The sequence below is a fragment of the Paraburkholderia nodosa DSM 21604 genome (assembly GCF_000519185.1).
GTDB lineage: Bacteria > Pseudomonadota > Gammaproteobacteria > Burkholderiales > Burkholderiaceae > Paraburkholderia > Paraburkholderia nodosa.
Window position 1 is genome coordinate 52,875 of record NZ_JAFA01000021.1, and the last position, 18,735, is coordinate 71,609.

General features: G+C 67.0%; 18 protein-coding genes. 10 read left to right on the forward strand and 8 right to left on the reverse strand.

Translation table 11 applies throughout. The features are described from left to right. Positions 1 to 61: 61 nt before the first annotated feature. Positions 62 to 802: a FadR/GntR family transcriptional regulator gene (locus tag A3CW_RS0126910; RefSeq protein ID WP_028206323.1), complete on the reverse strand. Its 741-nt coding sequence runs from the start codon at positions 800 to 802 to the stop codon at positions 62 to 64. Positions 803 to 1,211: 409 nt separating this feature from the next. On the opposite strand from A3CW_RS0126910, the gene A3CW_RS0126915 reads away from it, so the two are divergent. The 8 genes from A3CW_RS0126915 (at position 1,212) to A3CW_RS0126950 (ending at position 7,377) form a co-directional block, all read left to right on the forward strand. Beyond that, positions 1,212 to 1,940, forward strand: coding sequence for a c-type cytochrome (locus A3CW_RS0126915; protein ID WP_081771829.1), 729 nt, complete (start codon positions 1,212 to 1,214; stop codon positions 1,938 to 1,940). A 94-nt stretch (positions 1,941 to 2,034) separates the two neighbouring features. Next, entirely contained in the window at positions 2,035 to 3,318 is a 1,284-nt protein-coding gene (locus A3CW_RS0126920) for a c-type cytochrome (protein ID WP_028206325.1), read from the forward strand. Between the two features lie 7 nt (positions 3,319 to 3,325). Next, the gene (locus A3CW_RS0126925; RefSeq protein ID WP_028206326.1) at positions 3,326 to 3,508 is read left to right on the forward strand and encodes a hypothetical protein; all 183 of its coding nucleotides are present in this window, start codon (positions 3,326 to 3,328) and stop codon (positions 3,506 to 3,508) included. 28 nt (positions 3,509 to 3,536) lie between these two features. Further along, positions 3,537 to 4,112, forward strand: coding sequence for a cupredoxin domain-containing protein (locus A3CW_RS0126930; protein ID WP_028206400.1), 576 nt, complete (start codon positions 3,537 to 3,539; stop codon positions 4,110 to 4,112). After that, positions 4,102 to 5,727: a cbb3-type cytochrome c oxidase subunit I gene (locus A3CW_RS0126935; protein ID WP_028206327.1), complete on the forward strand. Its 1,626-nt coding sequence runs from the start codon at positions 4,102 to 4,104 to the stop codon at positions 5,725 to 5,727. The genes A3CW_RS0126930 and A3CW_RS0126935 overlap by 11 nt, the downstream gene beginning before the upstream one ends. Continuing rightward, the gene (locus A3CW_RS0126940) at positions 5,724 to 6,521 is read left to right on the forward strand and encodes a c-type cytochrome (protein ID WP_028206328.1); all 798 of its coding nucleotides are present in this window, start codon (positions 5,724 to 5,726) and stop codon (positions 6,519 to 6,521) included. The genes A3CW_RS0126935 and A3CW_RS0126940 overlap by 4 nt, the downstream gene beginning before the upstream one ends. Positions 6,522 to 6,600: 79 nt before the next feature. Continuing rightward, the gene (locus tag A3CW_RS0126945; RefSeq protein ID WP_028206329.1) at positions 6,601 to 7,029 is read left to right on the forward strand and encodes an OsmC family protein; all 429 of its coding nucleotides are present in this window, start codon (positions 6,601 to 6,603) and stop codon (positions 7,027 to 7,029) included. A gap of 9 nt (positions 7,030 to 7,038) precedes the next feature. After that, positions 7,039 to 7,377 (forward strand): cupin domain-containing protein, encoded by a 339-nt coding sequence (locus A3CW_RS0126950; protein WP_028206330.1) that lies wholly within the window; start codon positions 7,039 to 7,041, stop codon positions 7,375 to 7,377. Between the two features lie 93 nt (positions 7,378 to 7,470). Here A3CW_RS0126950 and A3CW_RS0126955 read toward each other — a convergent pair whose 3' ends face one another. Both A3CW_RS0126955 and A3CW_RS0126960 read right to left on the reverse strand, forming a co-directional pair. After that, positions 7,471 to 8,904 carry a cytochrome-c peroxidase gene (locus A3CW_RS0126955; RefSeq protein WP_028206331.1) on the reverse strand — a complete coding sequence of 478 codons (1,434 nt, stop codon included), beginning with the start codon at positions 8,902 to 8,904 and terminating at the stop codon, positions 7,471 to 7,473. 184 nt (positions 8,905 to 9,088) lie between these two features. Continuing rightward, a complete protein-coding gene (locus A3CW_RS0126960) occupies positions 9,089 to 10,774 on the reverse strand; it encodes a phospholipase C (RefSeq protein ID WP_028206332.1) in 1,686 nt (561 codons plus the stop codon). A 624-nt stretch (positions 10,775 to 11,398) separates the two neighbouring features. Here A3CW_RS0126960 and A3CW_RS47760 point away from each other — a divergent pair. Further along, complete coding sequence (locus tag A3CW_RS47760) at positions 11,399 to 11,656, forward strand: hypothetical protein (protein WP_035514085.1); 258 nt, start codon at positions 11,399 to 11,401, stop codon at positions 11,654 to 11,656. A 106-nt stretch (positions 11,657 to 11,762) separates the two neighbouring features. On the opposite strand, the gene A3CW_RS47765 is transcribed toward A3CW_RS47760, so the two are convergent. From A3CW_RS47765 to A3CW_RS47770, 3 genes are all read right to left on the reverse strand, one after another. Then, complete coding sequence (locus A3CW_RS47765) at positions 11,763 to 13,100, reverse strand: multidrug efflux MFS transporter (protein ID WP_081771830.1); 1,338 nt, start codon at positions 13,098 to 13,100, stop codon at positions 11,763 to 11,765. 174 nt (positions 13,101 to 13,274) lie between these two features. Continuing rightward, a complete protein-coding gene (locus tag A3CW_RS0126975) occupies positions 13,275 to 13,679 on the reverse strand; it encodes a DUF302 domain-containing protein (protein ID WP_028206333.1) in 405 nt (134 codons plus the stop codon). 118 nt (positions 13,680 to 13,797) lie between these two features. Next, a complete protein-coding gene (locus A3CW_RS47770; RefSeq protein ID WP_051481745.1) occupies positions 13,798 to 15,219 on the reverse strand; it encodes an MFS transporter in 1,422 nt (473 codons plus the stop codon). 142 nt (positions 15,220 to 15,361) lie between these two features. On the opposite strand from A3CW_RS47770, the gene A3CW_RS0126985 reads away from it, so the two are divergent. Next, positions 15,362 to 16,096: an ArsR/SmtB family transcription factor gene (locus tag A3CW_RS0126985; protein WP_322787971.1), complete on the forward strand. Its 735-nt coding sequence runs from the start codon at positions 15,362 to 15,364 to the stop codon at positions 16,094 to 16,096. Positions 16,097 to 16,110: 14 nt separating this feature from the next. On the opposite strand, the gene A3CW_RS0126990 is transcribed toward A3CW_RS0126985, so the two are convergent. Continuing rightward, positions 16,111 to 17,322: a M20 aminoacylase family protein gene (locus A3CW_RS0126990; RefSeq protein WP_028206335.1), complete on the reverse strand. Its 1,212-nt coding sequence runs from the start codon at positions 17,320 to 17,322 to the stop codon at positions 16,111 to 16,113. A 58-nt stretch (positions 17,323 to 17,380) separates the two neighbouring features. Beyond that, the gene (locus A3CW_RS0126995; protein ID WP_028206336.1) at positions 17,381 to 18,676 is read right to left on the reverse strand and encodes an MFS transporter; all 1,296 of its coding nucleotides are present in this window, start codon (positions 18,674 to 18,676) and stop codon (positions 17,381 to 17,383) included. Positions 18,677 to 18,735: the final 59 nt, after the last annotated feature.

Consider the following 18,735-nt stretch of genomic DNA (forward strand, 5'->3'; position numbering starts at 1 on the left):
CAGCGGCTGCAGTTCAACCTGCGGCCGCTGTTTTTCCATGCAGGGTACGCGCTGGAACGCGTTATGCCCTTTCGCCGGACTCGGCCGCCGCGCGGCGCAGCCGCTCGCGGCTGCTCGACAGATGCATGCGCATGGCCGCGCGTGCGCCTTCGGGATCGTGACGGGCGATGGCGTCGAAAATGCTCTCGTGCTCGCGGTTCACCAGCTCGGCGTAAGCCTGCGGATCGCGATGCGCGATGCCAGCCGAATCGACGCGACGGCGCGGGATCAACGCGGCGCCCATCTGCGTGAGGATGTCGACGAAATAGCGGTTGCCCGTGGCGCGCGCCACCGAGACGTGGAATTCGAGGTCGGCGCCCGAGCTGTCGCCGCCCGTGCGGATGACGACGTCGAGCGTGTCGAGCGCGGCGCGCATGCCGGCCAGGTCGCGCTCGCTCGCACGCTGGGCGGCAAGGCCCGCGGCCTCCGTTTCGAGACTGATGCGCAACTCCAGCACGGAAAGCACATCGTCCAGCGTGCTGGCCGGCACGACGTCGAGACCGAGCGGCTCGCGGCGCGGCTCCAGCACGAAGCTGCCAATGCCGTGACGCGTTTCGATCACCGACATGGCCTGCAGACGCGAGATGGCCTCGCGCACCACCGTGCGGCTCACGCCCAGTTGCGTCATGAGGTTGCTTTCGGTGGGCAGCTTGTCGCCGGGCTTGAGCGCGCGCGCGGCGATCTGCGCGCTGATGAAGTTGACGACCTGCTCGGCGAGATTGCGGCTACGCGCGGCGATGGGCGTGGCAAGCGACTCCGCCATGTGGATCTCCTTGGCTCGATATGCGTGCGTAAGTCATGTCATTCCATTATACGTTGTCGGACAACCGCTGGAAAAGCGCGCGCGCATGCGACTGAGGACATCCTACGACCGCATGGTGGACGCCACCCGTGCAGGCCCGGGCACCCCGCGAAATCGCTCCGTGAACGATCCTTATTTTATTTCGCATTCCGATGCAATTCGCGCCGCGCCGACCCGCAGGAAGAAGCGCACATCGTTGTGTTAGCAAACATATCGCGCTGCAATAATCCGGCAGATTTATTTGCACATACTGGCTGCACAAGTCGGCGTTCTCCGATAATCTCCTCGAAAAGGTGCGCGCCCGACCGTCTTGGACAATGAGAATCCCCCACGGACGACGCCTCAACTGATATCGAATCGCAACGCGTTTGTGTCGTTACCATCCGCAACGAGGGAATCATTGAGAACCCGCATCGTCCTACTCATCCTTGCGCTCGCGCTGCCATGGGCGCCGCTCCTCGCGGCGCCGCCCGCCGAGCCCGCGCCTGACACGATGCAGGCCCGCGTGATGGGTTGCGCGGCCTGTCACGGCGCGCACGGCGAAGGCACCGACAACGACTACTTCCCGCGTCTCGCGGGCAAGCCGGCCGGCTATCTGTTCAACCAGCTCGTCGCCTTCCGCGACGGCGGCCGCAGCTACCCGCCCATGAACTATCTGCTGGCGTATTTGCCCGACGCCTACCTCAAGCAGATCGCGGAATTCTTCTCGCAGCAGCACCCGCCCTATCCGCCGCCCGCCAAACCCACGGTCGACGCGGCCACGCTCGCGCTCGGTAAAACGCTCGTCATGAACGGCGACAGCAAGCGCAACGTGCCCGCCTGCGCAGGCTGCCACGGCGCCTCGCTCACGGGCATGCAGCCGGCCATTCCGGGCCTCGTGGGCCTGCATGCGAACTACATCAGCGCACAACTCGGCGCGTTCCGCTACGGCACGCGCCGCGCCGCTGCGCCCGACTGCATGCACGACATCGCCACCCGTCTCGCCGACCGCGACATCACCGCGATCGCGGCCTGGCTCTCGTCGCAACCCGCGCCCGCCGATACGACGCCGGCGGCGGCCTCGCCGCTGCCGCTCGCGTGCGGCAGCGTCCATAACTAGCCGGGGCCTCGACGTGCGCAGACTTCGATCCCTTCTCCCGTCATCGTCAAAGCCACTCGCGACGCGCCTCTCGCTCGCGGCCGCCACGCTCTGCATGGGCGCCGCGGTCGCGCTCGCGCAAACGGCCGCGCCCAGCGCGAACGCAGCGGACGCGGCGAGAGCCGCCGCGGCGGCAGCCACGGCCAACGCGAAGCCGATTGCGAGCAACGCCGAACTGATCGCGCGCGGCGAATATCTCGCGCGCGCCGGCGACTGCATTGCATGCCACACCGTGCCTTCCGAGCAGATGTTCGGCGGCGGGCGTCCGATGGAAACGCCGTTCGGCACGCTCTACACGCCGAACGTCTCGTCGGACAAGACCTTCGGCATCGGCTCGTGGACCGCCGACGAGTTCTACCGCATGCTGCACGAGGGCAAGTCGCGCGACGGCACGCTGCTCTATCCGGCCATGCCGTTCGCGTCGTACACCAAGGTCACGCGCGCGGACTCGGACGCCATTTTCGCGTACCTGCTCTCCACGCAGCCCGTGCACAAGGAGAACCGCCCGCACGACCTGCGCTTCCCGTATAACAAGCGCGCGCTGCTGCTCGGCTGGCGCACGCTGTTCTTCCGTCAGGGCGAGTTCAAGCCCGACCCGAAGCAGTCCGCCGAATGGAATCGCGGCGCCTATCTCGTGGAAGGCCTCGGCCACTGCACGATGTGCCACACGGCCATCAACGCGCTGGGCGGCAACTCGCCCTCGAAGGCGTTCGAGGGCGGTCTGATTCCCGTGCAGAACTGGTACGCGCCTTCGCTCACCTCGAACAAGGAAGCGGGCCTTGGCGACTGGAGCATCGAGGACATCGTCGATCTGCTGCACGCGGGCGTGTCGAAGCGCGGCGCCGTGTACGGCCCGATGGCCGAAGTGGTCTACGACAGCTTCCAGTACCTCACCGAAGACGACGTGCGCGCCGTGGCCGTGTATCTGAAGTCGCTGCCGGGCCGCAACAACGAGGTCGACAAGTCGCCCAAGAGCACCTTCGTGACGGAGGAAGCCGCCCGCCTCGTGCCGCTCGGCAAGAAGATCTACGAGTCGCAGTGCGCGGTGTGTCACGCGACCGAAGGCCAGGGCAAGCCGCCGCATTTCCCGCCGCTCGCCGACAACCAGTCGATCCAGATGAACTCGGCCGTGAATCCCATCCGCATGGTCCTCAACGGCGGCTATGCACCGGGCACGCGCAAGAATCCCATGCCCTATGGCATGCCGCCTTTCGCGCAGTCGCTCTCCGATGAAGAAGTGGCGGCCGTGGTCACGTATATCCGCACGGCGTGGGGCAATCACGGCACGCCGGTTTCCGAGCACGAAGTGAACGCGCTGCGTTCCGCGCCGCTTTTCTGAGGCTGCGATGATCGAAACTCCCGTACCCGAACAACCGGGCGAGCGCCCGCAACACGAACAGGTCGACGAAATCGTGGCCAGCGGCCCGGGCGGCGCGCTCGCGGTAGCGGGCATTGCCACGGCGATCGTGGCCGCGCTCTGGTTCATCTTCTACTTCGTCGTGTTCCTGCCGCGCGGCGTCATCCAATAGCTCAGACAGACAAGAAAAGGCCGGCCTCATGTCGAATCCGCTCGATAACCATGCCAGTGCCGAAGTCGCCGCGCGCGTCGAGCGCCGCTGGGCGACGCTCATGGTGGCGTTCGTCTCCCTGCTCGTGGCCGTGGTGGTGTTCACGGGCCTGCACTGGGCCATGATGCCGCCCTCGCGCGTGGAACTCGTCAATCCGGAAACGCTGCACCTGTCCGGCGAATTCGTCGAGTCGAACCTCGGCAGCGCCGTGGAGACCGACGGTTCCGTGACGGTGCGCATTCTCGCGCAGCAATACTCGTTCACGCCGCAATGCATCGTCGTTCCGACGAACACACCCATTACGTTCCGCGCGACGAGCGCCGATGTCGTGCACGGCTTTCTCGTCACGGACACCAACCTGAACTCGATGGTCGAGCCGGGCTACATCTCGACGTTCCGCACGACCTTCGACAAACCCGCCGACCACCTCATGCCGTGCCACGAATACTGCGGCACGGGCCACCAGGGCATGTGGGCCCACGTGAAGGTCATCGACAAGGATGCCTTCATGCAGATGGCGAACCAGGCAGGCAATTCCGCGCGGAGACTCAGCTGTGTTAAATAACAAGCGACTCGTACTCGCCCACTTCTGGCTCGCGTTCATCGTCTTTGGCGTGGCGCTGCTGCTCGGCGCGTGGCAGATGTTCGTGCGCAGCCCGCTGCACCCCTGGCTCAACGACCCCGAGCTTTACTACCGCTCGGTCACGGAACACGGCACCGTGATGGGTTACGTGTTTCCCACGCTCATCGCCATGGGCTTCGGCTACGCGGTCAGCGAACTGGCGCTCAAGCGCCCGCTCGTGGGCGTGAAGTGGGCCTGGCTCGGCTTCATCCTGCTCGCGCTCGGCGCCGTCACGGCCTCGGTACCCGTGGCGCTCGGCCTCGCCTCCGTGCTCTATACGTTCTACCCGCCGATGATCGGCAACGTGTTCTATTACCTGGGCGTCGTGCTCGTCGTGGTGGGCTCGTGGGTCTGGGTCGCGCTGATGGGCATAAACACCGCGAAATGGAAGCGTGAGAATCGCGGCAAACCCCTGCCGCTCGCCATGTTCGCGACCACGGCGGGCGCGTATCTCTGGGGCTGGACCGCGGTGGGCGCGGCCATCGAAGTGCTGTTCCAGATCCTGCCCGTGGCCTTCGGCTGGCGCAATACGATCGACGCGGGTCTCGCGCGCGTGTTCTTCTCCTGGACCCTGCACGCCATCGTCTACTTCTGGCTCGTGCCCGCCTATATCGCCTACTACACGATCATTCCGCGCGCGATTGGCGGCCGGCTCTACAGCGACGTGATGGCGCGCATTTCGTTCATCCTGTTTCTCGTGGTGGCCATGCCGATCGGCCTGCACCACCTCTTCACCGATCCGCAGGTGGGCTCGGGCTTCAAGTTCGTGCAGTCGGTGTTCACGGCGCTCGTCTCGGTGCCCACGCTGCTCACCGTGTTCACGATCTGCGCGTCGGTCGAAATCGCCGGGCGGCTGCGCGGCGGCAAGGGCCCGTTCGGCTGGATCGCGAAGCTGCCGTGGCAGAACCCGCAAATGCTGGCCGTGGCGTTCTCGTTCGTCATGCTCGGCTTTGGCGGCGCGGGCGGCCTCATCAACATGAGCTACCAGCTCGACCAGACCATCCATAACACGCAGTGGATCACGGGCCACTTTCACCTGATCTATGGCGGCGCGATCGTCATCATGTATTTCGCCATCGCCTACGACCTGTGGCCGCAGATCACGGGCCGCGCGCTCAACAACTGGCGCCTCATGCGCTGGCAGTTGTGGCTGTGGTTCATCGGGATGATCGTGACGACCTTTCCGTGGCACCTGGTCGGCCTCATGGGCATGCCGCGGCGCATGGCCTACTACGACTACAGCGACCCGGCGCTCGCGGGCCAGGGCGCACTCGTGGTGCTCTCGGCCATTGGCGGACTGATCCTCGTGATCTCGGCGGTGCTGTTCTTCACCGTGCTGCTCCAGGGGCATCGCAGCGAGGCGGCCGCGCCCGAGGAATATCGCTTCAGCAAGCCGGTGCACGAGTCGGCCACGCTGCCGGTGGCGCTCAATAGCTTCGGGCTGTGGGTCGTGCTGATGATCGCGCTCACGATCACCAACTATGGCTACCCGATCGCGCAACTGCTGGCGACGCCCGAAACGGCCGTGCCCGCGATCCCGATTGGAGCACAGCGATGAGCGACGAACGCCTGTTCTCGTTTCGCAATGTGTGGTTTCGCGCGGGCGTGGGCACGGCGATCGTCGTGTTCGTCGTCTCCGTGCTGATCGGCTTCATCTGGCTGCCTTCCGCCAAGAGCGACCCGTATTTTCAGGGCATCTGGACGGCGATCTGCAGCGCGGCCGGCGTGCCGCGCGAGTGGCACCCGGTCGGGTCGGCGGTGCCGCCGGGCTACCAGCTGAGCCAGGTCGAACTGACGCCGCACATGCTCGACGGCGCGACGACGCTCTCGGTTGGCCGCGGCGCGACGCTCGCCTTGCGCTGCACGATGTGCCATGGCCCGCGCGGCATCAGCATGGCCAATTCGCCGAATCTGGCGGGCCAGTTCGCCATCGTGGTCTTCAAGGAACTGCACGACTTCCAGACCGGCGCCCGCCAGAACGCGGTGATGTCGCCCATGGCGCGCGACCTGTCCGACGAGGACATGCGCGACCTCGCCGCCTACTACGCCTCGCTGCAGCCGATCGCGCACCTGCATGGCGGCGCACCCGCCATCGTGGCGCACGGCGCGCCGCTGCGCAATATTCCCGCGTGCGCGGCCTGCCATGGCGGCGTGGACAGCAAGATCGGCAGCCCGTGGCTCGACGGCCTGCCGGCCGCGTACACCAAGGCGCAGTTGCTCGCGTTCGCGAACGGCACGCGCCATAACGACATTTCCGAGCAGATGCGCAACATCGCGCGCAACATGACGCCCGAGGAAATCGACGCGGCCGCCGCCTGGTACGCGGGCGAAACGCCGCCGAAGCAACCCTGAACCCAACCACGCGGGGCTTGCGGCGGTACGCAAATTGCGCGCCCTGCACGTCCCTCACCCAACCTCGCGGAGCGACATCATGCAAAAGACGGCATCGGCAAAATGGCACGGCGGCATCAAGGACGGACAGGGCACGATCTCCACGCAAACCGGCGTGCTCAAAGAAGCGCCGTATGGCTTCGCCTCGCGCTTCGAAGACGGTCCCGGCACCAACCCCGAGGAGTTGATCGGCGCGGCGCACGCGGGCTGCTTCACGATGGCGTTCTCGCTCTTTCTCACCCAGGCGGGCTTCACGGCCGAGAGCATCGAGACGAAATCGACCGTCACACTCGACAAGGTGGGCGAAGGCTTCGCCATCACGAGCTGCCAGCTCGACATGACGGCGAAGATTCCGGGCATCGATCAAGCGAAGTTCGACGAGCTTTCGAAGGGCGCCAAGGAAAACTGCCCGGTGTCGAAGCTCTTCGCCAACAACGCGAAGATCACGCTCAACGCGAAGCTCGTTTGAGAGGCTGTCATGGCCATCCCCCATGCCGCGCCGGGTGAGGTCTTCGACGTGCGGCCGCTAGGCGGCGCGCTCAAGACCACGAAGTCGACTACCCTGATCCGCGCGCAGCAACTCGAAGTCATGCGCATCGTGCTGCCCACGGGCAAGCGCCTGCCCGAGCACAGCGTACCCGGCGAGATCACGGTGCAGTGCGTGGAAGGCGTGATCCGTTTCTTCGTGAACGGCGACCCGCGCACCATGCACGCCGGCGACATGCTGCTGCTCGGCGGCGGCGAAACGCACGCGCTGGAAGCGCTCGACGACGCCTCCGTGATCGTCACGATTCATCTCGCCCATGGGGACAAGTAAGGGTTAGTGCAGCATCCGCCACAAAAAAGGGCGTGTCCCGGCGAATGCCGGACACGCCCTTTTACTTGTCGAAGACGGGTTGCCCGGCCTCGCTCATTGCTTCGACGGCTGCGGATCGTCGTCGAGCGTCTTGAGGAACGCGATGATGTCCTGAATGTCGCTTGGCGTCATCGCCGGCTTGTCGCCGAACTTGCGGTCGAACGGCGCATCGGTCACGTCCACGTTCTTCTGGAACTGCGGCGGAATATCGTCGTACTTGTCGATCTTGCCGTCGGCGCCGTGCGGATAGAACTTGCCCGGGTCCGTATTGCGATCGTTGTAGAACGCCATCACGTCGTCGAGGTTGTGGTACACGCCGTTATGGAAAAACACCGTGCGCGTAGCCGAATTGCGCAGCGTGGGCGTGAGGAACATGCCGCAGTACTGCGTCTGGTCCTTGAAGTCCGAGCGGAACGGGCCGCACACGCCCATATCGAAGAAGTGCGGGTCCTTGTTCTGCGCGAGCTTGTTGTTGCGCGGCACGCCCAGCGCCTCGTACTGGTAGTCGGTGAACATGGGCGGCAGGCCGTCCTTGCCGGGCTTCGAGAGGTGGCAGCCCGCGCAGTTCGCCTTGTTCGGGTCGTTGAAGAGGCGCAAGCCGCGCAGCTCGGCTTGCGAGAGGCGCGCATGGCCTTCGAGCCAGCGATCGTACCTGCTGTTATAGGGATGGAACGACTGATCTTCCACCTGGTAGCGCGAGATCGCGAACATCGCCTCCGCCACCGCCAGCTTCGGGTCGCCAAAGATCCGGTCGCCGAACAGCTCCGTGAAGTGCTTCGCATACGGCGCCTTTTCGAGCTTCGTCGCCACCTGTTCGATGCTCGTGTTCGCCATTTCCACGGGATTGAGCAGCGGGCCATACGCCTGCTGCTGCAGCGTGTCGGCGCGGCCGTCCCAGAACAGGCCGCCCTGCGGCACCATCTCCACGGAAGTCGATGCGCCGCCCGCCACCTTCTGCGACTTCACGACGTCGGCTGCGGCCGTGGCCTGCTGGGCGACCGTCGGCGCGTCGTCGGCTTCGCCCTGGTCGGGCCCGATGCTGAAGTTCGGTTGACGGTACAGATACATGAGCGAAGGCGGCGGACGATAACCCTGCTGGTTCATCGCGAGGCCGCCCAGCTGCACGTCGTGCCCATTGGGAGGACCGTAGGAACGATCGGGGCTATGGCACGACGCACAGGACTGCTGACCGGAGCCCGAGAGCGCCGGATCGAAAAAGAGCTGCTTGCCGAGCTGCGCCATCGCCGAAAGCGGTGCGACTGGCGGGCGCTGCAGCACCACCGGGTGCGGATTCGCGCCCGTCAGGTTCTCGACGACCTCGCCCACGGCATCGGGCACGTTGGCCGGAAACGCCACGGCGTAGGCGCAAAAACCCAGTGCGCCGACCGCGATCACGGCGGCGGCAGCGCGCAGGACGACCCGCGTGGGCCTCGCCGCGCTACGCGGTTTGGGTGAAGACGGTGTAGGCGAAGTGGAAAGCTCGGACATGATGCGATCTTTCTTTGCGTAATACCACGAGAAGGAAAAGCCGAACGCCGCGAGCACCCAGCGAACATCGAAGCTGGCGCGCAACGCGGCGAGAGCCACACGACGTGACAACGGCGCGAGGCCGGCCGTCCTGCACGCGCGCGACTTGCGCGTGCCGACGGTCGAACCTCGCGCCGGACGTCGATCAGATCGACGGCGCGGAGCTCAACTGCGTGCCCAGCGTGCCGTCGAGATACAACACCGGCAGATTACCCGTACCGCTAAAGTTGAACAGCGCGCGCATGTCGCCTGCGGCTGCGTCGAACGAACCGCCGCCGAGACGTCCGCCGCCGAGCCAGTTGTCCTCGATGAAGCGCACGACCGAAGCTTGATCGATGAACGTATGGTCGACGTAGTTGGCCTTCGCCCACGGCGAGATCACGAGGAACGGAATGCGCGTGCCCGGACCGCAACGGCCGTTGACCGGTGAGCCCGCGATACCCGTGGGCTGCGTGCCGCTGCCGCACACGGCGTTGCCGTTGAGCTGATCGGCCGCGTTCAGCGACGAATGCACCGGCGCCATGTACTGGTGGTCGTACCAGCCGTCCGAATCGTCATAGGTCACGACGACGGCCGTGTTCTTCCAGTCCGGCTGCTGCATCAGGAAGTTCACGACCTTGGTCACGAACTGCTGCTCGTCGAGCGGGTCCGAATAGCCCGCGTGCGCGTCCTGGGCAGCGGGTGCCTTGAGGAAGCTCACCGACGGGAAGGTGCCCGCCGTCACAGCCGCGAAGAAGTCGTCCGTGTCGTACTGGTGGTTGGCCGGGTCCAGCGTCTTGCCGTCCGCTTCGAGCGTCGAGCCAACGGCCGCCGTCGCGCTCGGGCGCAGATGCTGCGGATTCGCCGTCGTCTTGAAGTACTGGAACCAGTTGTGGTGCGGGCTGTAGTCGGCGGTCGCCGCGTTCACGGCCGTTGCGACCGTGCTGCGCAGGCAGCCCGTCGTGCCGTTGGCGTTGACCGTCTGCAGGTTGAAGCCGCCCATGAAGCCGCCCCACGTGATCTTCTGCGCGTTCAGCAGGTCGCCGATGTTCTGCGCGTTGATCATGCCCTGGTCGGTCTTGCTCGAGCACGTGTCGTAGCCCGGATCCACGTCACCCATCATCGTCAGGCCGCCTGCGCCGTCTTCGATGTAGTAGCTGGGCGCCGCAACCGTCGAAGGCAGCTTCGACGTGTTCACGAGTTCGAGACCGTTGGTCTGGCCCGAGACGACTTCGAGTGCGCCCGGCGTCGACGGACCGTAGGTCGTGGTCCATGCGTTGTCGCTCATCGCGAACTTCTGCGCGTAGTTCCACAGCGCCGTGACGGTGTTGCCGTCGTAGAAGCCCATCACCTGGCCCTTCGTGCCGAAGGCGCCCGCGCCGCCGCTCGTGCCCTTACCCGTGTACGTCGGGAACAGGTCGAGCAAGCCGTTGTCGCCGGCCTGCTGTTCGGCCGTGTAGGCGTGATTCTGATCGGCCGTGGCGGCCTGCGTGCGGTCGAGACGGAACGGCGGCGAAGCGTTCGCGCCGTTGAGCGTCGTGCTCGCGTTGCCGTTAGAGTTGATCAGCGCGGTGGTGAGGCCGTTGACCGTCGGCGTGCCCGAAGCGGCCGTGAAGGCCGGCTCGCCGCTCGGATTCGTGGCGCTCGGGTAGGTGGCGAAGTAGTGGTCGAACGAAACGTTCTCGCCGTAGATCACGACGAGGTGCTTGATCGGCGTGGCCGTCGTCAGCGTATCCTGCGCCGACGCGGCTGCGGCTGCAGACGTCCCCGAATTCGAATTGCTGCTGCCACATGCAAACAGCGCGGCAGCGAGGCCCGCACAAGGCAGGGCGAGTAATGCTCGGCGATACAACATGTAGTTAGGCTCCATCGATTGTTTGAGTTGCTTTTTAGAGTCCTTCAGACGCGGCGCGCACCAGTGCGCCCTGCCGCCGCGCCGTTCAGGCGGCGCCCATCCAGCCTGCGGACGGGCTCCAATGCGCCTTACATCAGAGCGAGCGCATTACAACATCGCAAGATGACTACACGGCGACCGTTTAATTTCCGAATACTTTCAGTAATTTTCAGAATCGAAAGAATCGTTGAAGGGACTGTGTGTGCGGGGTTCTGGATTCGGCCCTGGATTCGGTCCGCGCGCGGGGCCGGGATTGAGCCAATTGCACTCCGTGCGGCGCGAGCTATAACTGAAAGCACAGTGCGGATGTTCTCTGCGCGCCCGCTCGCCCCTTCTTCTTGCGTCGCGCCGCGCTGTGCCGCCCCCGAATGCGTGGGCGAGCTTCCTTCGTGAGCAGTGAGCTAAGACGTTCGGCAGCCGTGCGCTGCGCGCAGGCATCCCGACTTTCCAGATGAGTGTGCGGCTTGAGGCTTTGCCTCTCGCTCGCGCGCACCTTCGCCGCGGAGCCACTCCGCCGTTATCCCGCAGTGACTTCGTCATTGCCGCGAAGGCGCACTCACGAACTCGAGAAAGGAGGTTGATATGACATTACGCCTGGCATTGATCGCCACATGCGTGGCGGCCGTGACAGCCGTTGCGCCCGGCACGGCGCGCGCGAAGGACGAACCCGTTTCGCAGGAGCGCGCGCATCAGACGATGACCGACGACGCCGATGCTTCGGCTCAGGCCAGCACCGACATGTCGTATGGCGGCACGCCCGATACGCACAGCGCCTCAGGCCATCGCACGGGCAAGATGTGCTGGCCGCGTCCCGACTGCGACGTTTTTTTTGGTCACTGACCCGCGCCCGCTGAACGAGCGCCGATGAACCTGAGGCGGCGGCGCGCAAGATCCGCCGCCCTCGCCTCTCACACTTTCAACGCCTGCGCGCAGCCTGCCCGCCGCGTTACGCGCGCCGGGCGAAACCCACCGCGCGCCACGCAAACAGCGCGCCCGCCAGCATCAGCAGGCTCGTGCCGAGGAACACGGCGCGCATGCCCAGATGCCCGCCGACGAAGCCGCCGATCAGCGGCCCGAGCACCTGCCCCGCGAACTGCGCCGATACCGAATAGCCGAGCACGCTGCCCGCGGCATGGTCCGGCGCGTTGTGACGAATCACGGTCGCGATGCACGGCAGCAGCGCCGCGAGCGACACGCCCATGAGAAAGCGCAGCGCGACGAGTTGCCAGCCCGCCGTGACGAACGCCTGCGGCACGAGCAGCAATGCCGAGGCCGCCAGCGCCCCGACGATCACTTTCGCGTGCCCTGCACGGTCCGCGACGCGCCCGAGCCGCGAAGCCGCGACGATGCTGCCGAGCGCCGCCGCCGACATCGCGAGGCCCGCGACGAAGGTCACGCGTGCGGGGTCGTGCACGAGCGTCGCCACGTACACAGTGATGATGGGTTCGATCGACATGTTGGCGAGCATCAGCAGCATGCCGGTCACGAGCATGGCGACGATCGGGCGCTTGTTGGGCAGCGCCGACCAGCCGCCCTTCTGCGCCGCATGCTGCGCGGCGCGCGCGGGGCGCGGCGCTTCCTTGACGAACACGCAGGTCGCGATAAAGGCCGCGAAGATCGTCGCGCCCGCCACCCAGAACGTGGCGCGCAGGCCGATGAGCGGCGGCAGCGTGCCACCCAGCAGCGGCCCGATCAGATTGCCGGCCATGATGCCCGACGACAGCACGCCGAGCGCCCACGCCGAGCGGTGACGCGGCGTTTGCGTGGCGACGAGGATGGTCGAGCCCGACGAATAACCGCCCGCGAAACCCGCGAGCAAACGCAGCGCGACGAGCTGCCAGATATTGCGCGACATGCCGATGAGCGACATCGTGATCGCCATGCCGAGGCTCGCGCGCACGAGCATGGGCTTGCGGCCGTAGCGGTCGCCGAGGCGCCCCCACACGGGAGCGACGAGCGCGGCCGTGAAAAACGTCGCGCTGTACGCAATACCCGACCACTGCACGATCGCCGCGTGGCCGTGCACGCCCAGTTCCTCCACGTAGAGCGGCAGGAACGGCAGCATCAGCGTCATGGCGACGAGCGTCGTGAACGAGCCCACCACGCAGACCGCGAGATTGCGCCGCCAGTGTTGCTCGACATCGGCGTCGTGCGGGTTTTCGGGTAGCGCTTGCTGCGTGCGGGAGACGGCAGGCGATGGCGTCGATGAAGATGCGGAAGTCGAATCGGACACCCCGGCACGATCGCGAGGCGGATCGTCGGGGTCTTCTGCGCGGGAGGTCATCGGCGGATCGAGGCAGCGGCGGGCGACGCGCTTCGCCCGCTCGCCGGGTGAAGTCGCAAGGCACCTACGTTAAGCGAAGCGCGCCGCGGCTGTCAATTTTTTAAGCGTCCGCCGAAGATGGGCGCTCGGGCGCCGGCCGAAGCTACTGGCGCGAGGCGCGCAGTTCGTTTGCCGCTATTGCACGGCGGTCTGCAGCAGCCCCACCACGCGCTGCAGCGGCACGAGCACTTCGGCGTCGATGCCATAGAGCGGGCCGAGCGTCTGCGAGACGTCGCGATAGTCGAGCCGCGTGTGCCCTTCGTTGTCTTCCCAGATCACCATGCGCAGCGGCAACTCGACCGCCGCGTGCGGGTTGGCCGCCATGACGGGCGTACCGGCCTTCGGATTGCCGAACAGGATGAGGCGCGTGCGGCGCAGGTTGAGCCCGGCGGTCTCGGCGGCTTCGCGCTGGTCGACGTCGGCGAAGATATCCGCGCCTGCCTTGGCCAGCGCGGTCTTCAGGCGCGTGATCGTCGTGTCGAAGTCGTGGGCGCTCTTGAGCGCCAGCACGGACGAGGGATGTTGCCCGTATTCGGCCATGACAAACTCCTCCTATGGCGCACGGCCCGCGCGAATGCGCGATGCATGCAACGGCACTTTATCCCAGAATGCACAGCGGATGATCCAGGGCGCGCGCGGGGAGGAATCAGGCGCACGGCTACCCGGCATGGGTCTTCTTCGCGCCATGCGACTCGGCGGCATGCGTTGCGTAGCGGGACCACGCACGCCACCACGCCCACGCCGCGCCTGCCGAGAGCACGACGGCGATCAGCAGATTCACGCGCATGCCCGCGCCGATCGACGCGCGCCCCGCGATCATGGCGCCCGCCACGGCCACGCCGAGCGCCGCGCCGGTCTGCCGGGCGGCGTTGAGCACGCCGGCGGCGATGCCCGCGCGGCCCTGATCGACCGTCGCCATGAGCGCCGCCGTGGCCGCAGGCGTGATCAGACTCGCGGCAAAACCGATGGCCGGCAGCGGCAAGGCCAGCAAGTCGTATCGCGCCGTCGCGCCGCAAACCGCCGCGCCGAGATAGCCGGCCGCCGCGAGCAGGCAGGCGAGCGCGACGAGCGCGCGCGGGCCGAGCCACGCCACCGCGCGCCGCGACAGCAGACTGCCGATCGGCACCACCACGGTGAGCGGCAGGAAGGCGAGACCCGCGCGCAACGGCGCGTAGCCGCGCTCGTGCTGGAGATACAGGCTGAGTCCGAATAGCAGACCGTAGAACGTGAACGCCGAAATCATCGAGACCAGCACGGCCGCGCTGAACACGCTCTCGCGGAAGAAGCCGAGCGGCAGCATCGGTTGCGCGCGGTGCTTTTCGAGCGCGACGAAGGCGATCGCCGCCCCACCCGCCAGCACGAGACCGCCCGCGACGAGCGGCGCATGCCAGCCGTGCGCAGGCGCCTCGATGATGGCGGCATTGAGCAGCGCCAGCGCCGCGATGGCCGCCGCCTGGCCCGCGAGATCGAGCCGGCGTGGCGCGCCTCTTCGCGGCTGCGGCGCCACGCGCGCGGCCATGACGATGCCGGCGAGGCACACCGGCACGTTGAGCAGAAAGATGCTGCGCCAGCTGGCGAGCCCGATCAGCACGCCGCCCAGCAACGGGCCCGCCGCCATCGCGACGCCGCCGAGTCCAGCCCACACGCCGAAGGCGGCCGCGCGCTCGCGCGCGTTGGCGCACGCGCCGTTGATGAGCGCCATCGAGGCGGGCACGAGCAGCGCCGCGCCGAGGCCCTGCAGCACGCGTCCAAGCGTGAGCAGCGCGAGGCTCGGCGCGGCGCCGCACAACGCCGAGGCCGCGGTGAAGACCGCGAGGCCGGCCATATAGACCCGGCGCGCGCCGAGCCGGTCGCCGAGCGTGCCGCCCGAAAGCAGCAGGCTCGCGAACGTGAGCGTATAGGCGTTCACGACCCATTGCAGGCCGGCCACGCCGCCAGCAAGGCTCGCGCCGATGCGCTCCAGCGCGACATTGACGATCGAGGTGTCGAGGATCACCACGACATAACTGATGCTCGTGGCCCAGAGCACCCGGCATTGCTGCTCGCGGCTGTGCGTCTCGTGCGTCTCGTGTATCTGCATGGGCTCTCCCGCTACGCCGGCGCGCGTTGGGCGCCGGTCACGAGCCCAGTATCGGGCGCACGGCAGGGCCGATGCTTCGATGCGTGTCGAAACATGCGACCCGGCTCGCGCGCTACGCTATGCGTATGTCCTGGAGAAACGCATGAATGGCATGAACACGCACCCGAGGGTGTCCGCCACGGCCTTCCTGATCGCCGACCCCGCGCGCGCCGCGATGCTGATGGCGCTAGCCGATGGCCGCGCGCTGCCCGCCGGCGAACTAGCTTACGCGGCCGGCGTGACCGCGCAAACCGCGAGCAGCCATCTGGCGAAGCTGCTGGACGGTGGGCTGCTCACCGTGGAAAAGGAAGGCCGCCACCGCTACTACCGGCTCGCGGATGCCCAGGTCGCGACCTTGCTCGAAAACCTCGCGACGGTCGGCGCGCGCGCACCGGTGCGCCGCAAGCCGCTGGGCCGCGAGGCGCGGGACCTGCGCTTCGCGCGCTGCTGCTACGACCATCTCGCGGGCCAGGTCGGCGTGGCGATCACGGAGCGCCTCACGGACGCGGGGCTCATCACGGCGCAAGCGGACAAACGCTTCGCGGTGACGCCCGCGGGCGAGACATGGTTCGGCGAACTCGGGCTCGACGTCGCCGCGCTCAAGCCGGGGCGCCACGGCATTGCGCGTCAATGCCTCGACTGGACCGAGCGCCAGCATCATCTGGCCGGGCCGCTCGGCGTGGCCTTGCTCACGCTGCTGTGCGAACGCGGCTGGATGCGTCGCACGCGTGCGTCGCGCGCGGTGCAGGTCACGCCGCGCGGCTGGCTCGATCTGCGCGAGCGGCTGGGCCTGACGCCCGACCTGCTGGCCGCCCACGCAGATGATTCGAATGACTAACGACTTGCACTTCGTCACGCGACGAGAAACCGCTGCGCGAGCCGCACCCAGCACGCCGCGCCGAGCGGCAGCACCTGGTCGTTGAAGTCGTAGCCGGGGTTGTGCACCATGCAGCCGCCGAACTCCCCTTCTCCGTTGCCGAGCAGCAGGTAGCAACCGGGCACCGCATTGAGCATCCAGGCGAAGTCCTCGCTGCCGTTCAAGCCCTTGGGCGCCTGCATGACCACGTTGTCCTCGCCCACCAGCTCCGCGCAGACCTGCTGCGCGAGCGTGGTTTCCGCCGGCGTGTTGACCATCGGCGGCGTGAGCTGCCGGTAGTCGATCAGCGCCTCCACGCCGTGTGCCTGGGCGGTGAGCGTCACGATCTCGCGCACGCGCGCTTCCACCAGCGCGCGCGTTTCGGCGCGCGCCGCACGGATGTTCAGCCCGAGCGTGACCGTCTCCGGGATGACGTTGTGGGTCGCGCCGCCGCGAATGTAGCCCACGGACACCACCGCGGATTCGTCGGGCGCCACGTTGCGCGCGACGATGGTTTGCAGCGCCGTCACGAGCGCCGCCGCGGCCACGATGGGGTCCTTCACGCGGTGCGGCATCGCACCGTGGCCGCCCACGCCCTTGAGCGTCACGTCGGCCACATCCGACGAAAGACTCACCGACCCCGGCAGCACGCGAAACGTCCCGGCCGGCACGCCCGGCATGTTGTGCAGCGCGTAGACCGCGTCGCAGGGAAAGCGCTCGAACAGACCGTCTTCGATCATCGCCTTCGCGCCGCACAGGTTTTCTTCGTCGGGCTGGAAGATCAGGTTGAGCGTACCGTCGAAATCGCGCCGCTCCGCCAGCGCTTTCGCGGCGGCGAGCAGGATGGCCGTGTGGCCGTCGTGGCCGCACGCGTGCATCTTGCCGGGCGTCTGGCTCGCGTACGGCAGACCCGTGTTCTCGACGATCGGCAGCGCGTCCATGTCGGCGCGAATGCCCAGGCGCCGCTTGCCGTCGCCCACCTTGAGCTGCCCCACGACGCCGCTCTTGCCGATGCCCGTATGCACGTCGTAGCCCCAATTCTCCAGCAGCATGGCGACGAGCTTCGCCGTGGCGCCCACTTCGAAGCCTAGTTCGGGCTGCGAATGAATCTGGCGGCGAATGTCGATGAACGTCCCGGCGTCGATCTCGATTTCGGGCAGCAAGGTGGGCAGCAACTGGAACGGCGTGAGCGACGGTTCACGTTTCATGAGGATTCCGTTAATCGTGTGAAGGATCGAAAGGCGAAAAGCTGCGCGCAACGCATCGTCAGCCGACGCGCCGCTCGCGAATCGCGCCGACGGCGCACAGCGAGATGAGCCCGCAAACGACGAGATAGACCGCGGGCGAAAGCGGATTGCCGGTCTTCGCGAGCAGCCATGTGACGATGAACTGCGAACTGCCGCCGAACACTGTCACGCCCACGCTATAGATGACCGAAAGACCGCTTGCGCGCACGCCGGCGGGCAGCATTTCCATGAGCATCAGCAGCATGGGGGTGGAGCCGAGATTCGCCGCGGCCGTGATCATGACCGAGAGCGCGAGCACGAGCGGCACGCCCGGCATGCGCGTCATCAGCCAGAACGCGGGCACGATGGCCACGATGTTGAACAGCAGCGCACCGAGCACGAGCCGCTTGCGGCGCGCGAGGCGGTCGGCGAGACGCCCCGAGACGAGCGATGCGACGAGCATCGTGAAGCCCGTGGCGCAGCCCGAAAGCAGCGAGAGCGACGGCGGCATCTTGAGCACGCGGATCATGTAGGTCGGCATGAAGAACACCACGAGATACATGCCCACGGTGCCCGCCGTGATCGAGAGAATGCCGAGACCCACTTTCGCGCCGTGCTCGCGCATGAGCGTGCCGAGCGGGCTGGGCGCGTCGGGCTCGGCCTCGTGCGTTTCGTCGAGTTTCGAGCGGATATAGAGGCCCACCGGCGCGATCAGCAGGCCCCCCAGGAACGGCAGACGCCAGCCCCAGCTCTCCAGCGCCTGCGGCGAGAGCGTGGCGTAGAGCACGGCGCCCGTGAGCGCGCCGACGAGCGCCGAGATGCCCTGGCTGCCCAGCTGCCAGCTCACGCGAAAGCCGCGCTGCCCCACCTCGCCGGACTCCATCAGCATGGCCGTGGACGCGCCGATTTCGCCGCCGAGCGAGAAGCCCTGCAGGAGCCGCCCCGCGAGAATCACGAGCGAGCCCAGCACGCCGGCCTGCGCATAGGTCGGCGCGAGCGAGATGCACAGCGTGCCCGCCACCATCAGCGCGATGGTCAGCGTCATGGCGGCCTTGCGCCCGCGCCGGTCGGCATAGCTGCCGATCACGAGGCCGCCCAGCGGCCGCATCACGAAACCGATGCCGAACGTCGCCACGGCCAGCAGCAGCGAGCCGTAAGTGCTGTCCGAGGGGAAAAAGAGCCGGCCGATCAGCAGCGCGAAAAAGCTGTAGACCGTGAAGTCGTACATTTCGAGCGCATTGCCGATCGAACACGCGGCGATCAGGCGGAACTGGCTCTGGCGAGTGGCCGCGGGCGGCGCAAGCGGGGCGGTGGCGCTGAGCGTGGCGTCATTCATGGCGGATCTCCGCGAGACGTGGAGCGGTGGGAACAGGAAGCGGCCGGTCGATATTCAGG

What these genes read in the sequence shown, in the direction of transcription:
- A3CW_RS0126995 (WP_028206336.1), bottom strand. Translation starts at nt 18,676, where the DNA reads ATGAATGACGCCACGCTCAGCGCCACCGCCCCGCTTGCGCCGCCCGCG.
- A3CW_RS0126975 (WP_028206333.1), bottom strand. Translation starts at nt 13,679, where the DNA reads ATGGCCGAATACGGGCAACATCCCTCGTCCGTGCTGGCGCTCAAGAGC.
- A3CW_RS0126930 (WP_028206400.1), top strand. Translation starts at nt 3,537, where the DNA reads ATGTCGAATCCGCTCGATAACCATGCCAGTGCCGAAGTCGCCGCGCGC.
- A3CW_RS47770 (WP_051481745.1), bottom strand. Translation starts at nt 15,219, where the DNA reads ATGCAGATACACGAGACGCACGAGACGCACAGCCGCGAGCAGCAATGC.
- A3CW_RS0126955 (WP_028206331.1), bottom strand. Translation starts at nt 8,904, where the DNA reads ATGTCCGAGCTTTCCACTTCGCCTACACCGTCTTCACCCAAACCGCGT.
- A3CW_RS0126950 (WP_028206330.1), top strand. Translation starts at nt 7,039, where the DNA reads ATGGCCATCCCCCATGCCGCGCCGGGTGAGGTCTTCGACGTGCGGCCG.
- A3CW_RS0126910 (WP_028206323.1), bottom strand. Translation starts at nt 802, where the DNA reads ATGGCGGAGTCGCTTGCCACGCCCATCGCCGCGCGTAGCCGCAATCTC.
- A3CW_RS0126925 (WP_028206326.1), top strand. Translation starts at nt 3,326, where the DNA reads ATGATCGAAACTCCCGTACCCGAACAACCGGGCGAGCGCCCGCAACAC.
- A3CW_RS0126985 (WP_322787971.1), top strand. Translation starts at nt 15,362, where the DNA reads ATGAATGGCATGAACACGCACCCGAGGGTGTCCGCCACGGCCTTCCTG.
- A3CW_RS0126945 (WP_028206329.1), top strand. Translation starts at nt 6,601, where the DNA reads ATGCAAAAGACGGCATCGGCAAAATGGCACGGCGGCATCAAGGACGGA.
- A3CW_RS0126990 (WP_028206335.1), bottom strand. Translation starts at nt 17,322, where the DNA reads ATGAAACGTGAACCGTCGCTCACGCCGTTCCAGTTGCTGCCCACCTTG.
- A3CW_RS47765 (WP_081771830.1), bottom strand. Translation starts at nt 13,100, where the DNA reads ATGACCTCCCGCGCAGAAGACCCCGACGATCCGCCTCGCGATCGTGCC.
- A3CW_RS0126940 (WP_028206328.1), top strand. Translation starts at nt 5,724, where the DNA reads ATGAGCGACGAACGCCTGTTCTCGTTTCGCAATGTGTGGTTTCGCGCG.
- A3CW_RS47760 (WP_035514085.1), top strand. Translation starts at nt 11,399, where the DNA reads ATGACATTACGCCTGGCATTGATCGCCACATGCGTGGCGGCCGTGACA.
- A3CW_RS0126920 (WP_028206325.1), top strand. Translation starts at nt 2,035, where the DNA reads ATGGGCGCCGCGGTCGCGCTCGCGCAAACGGCCGCGCCCAGCGCGAAC.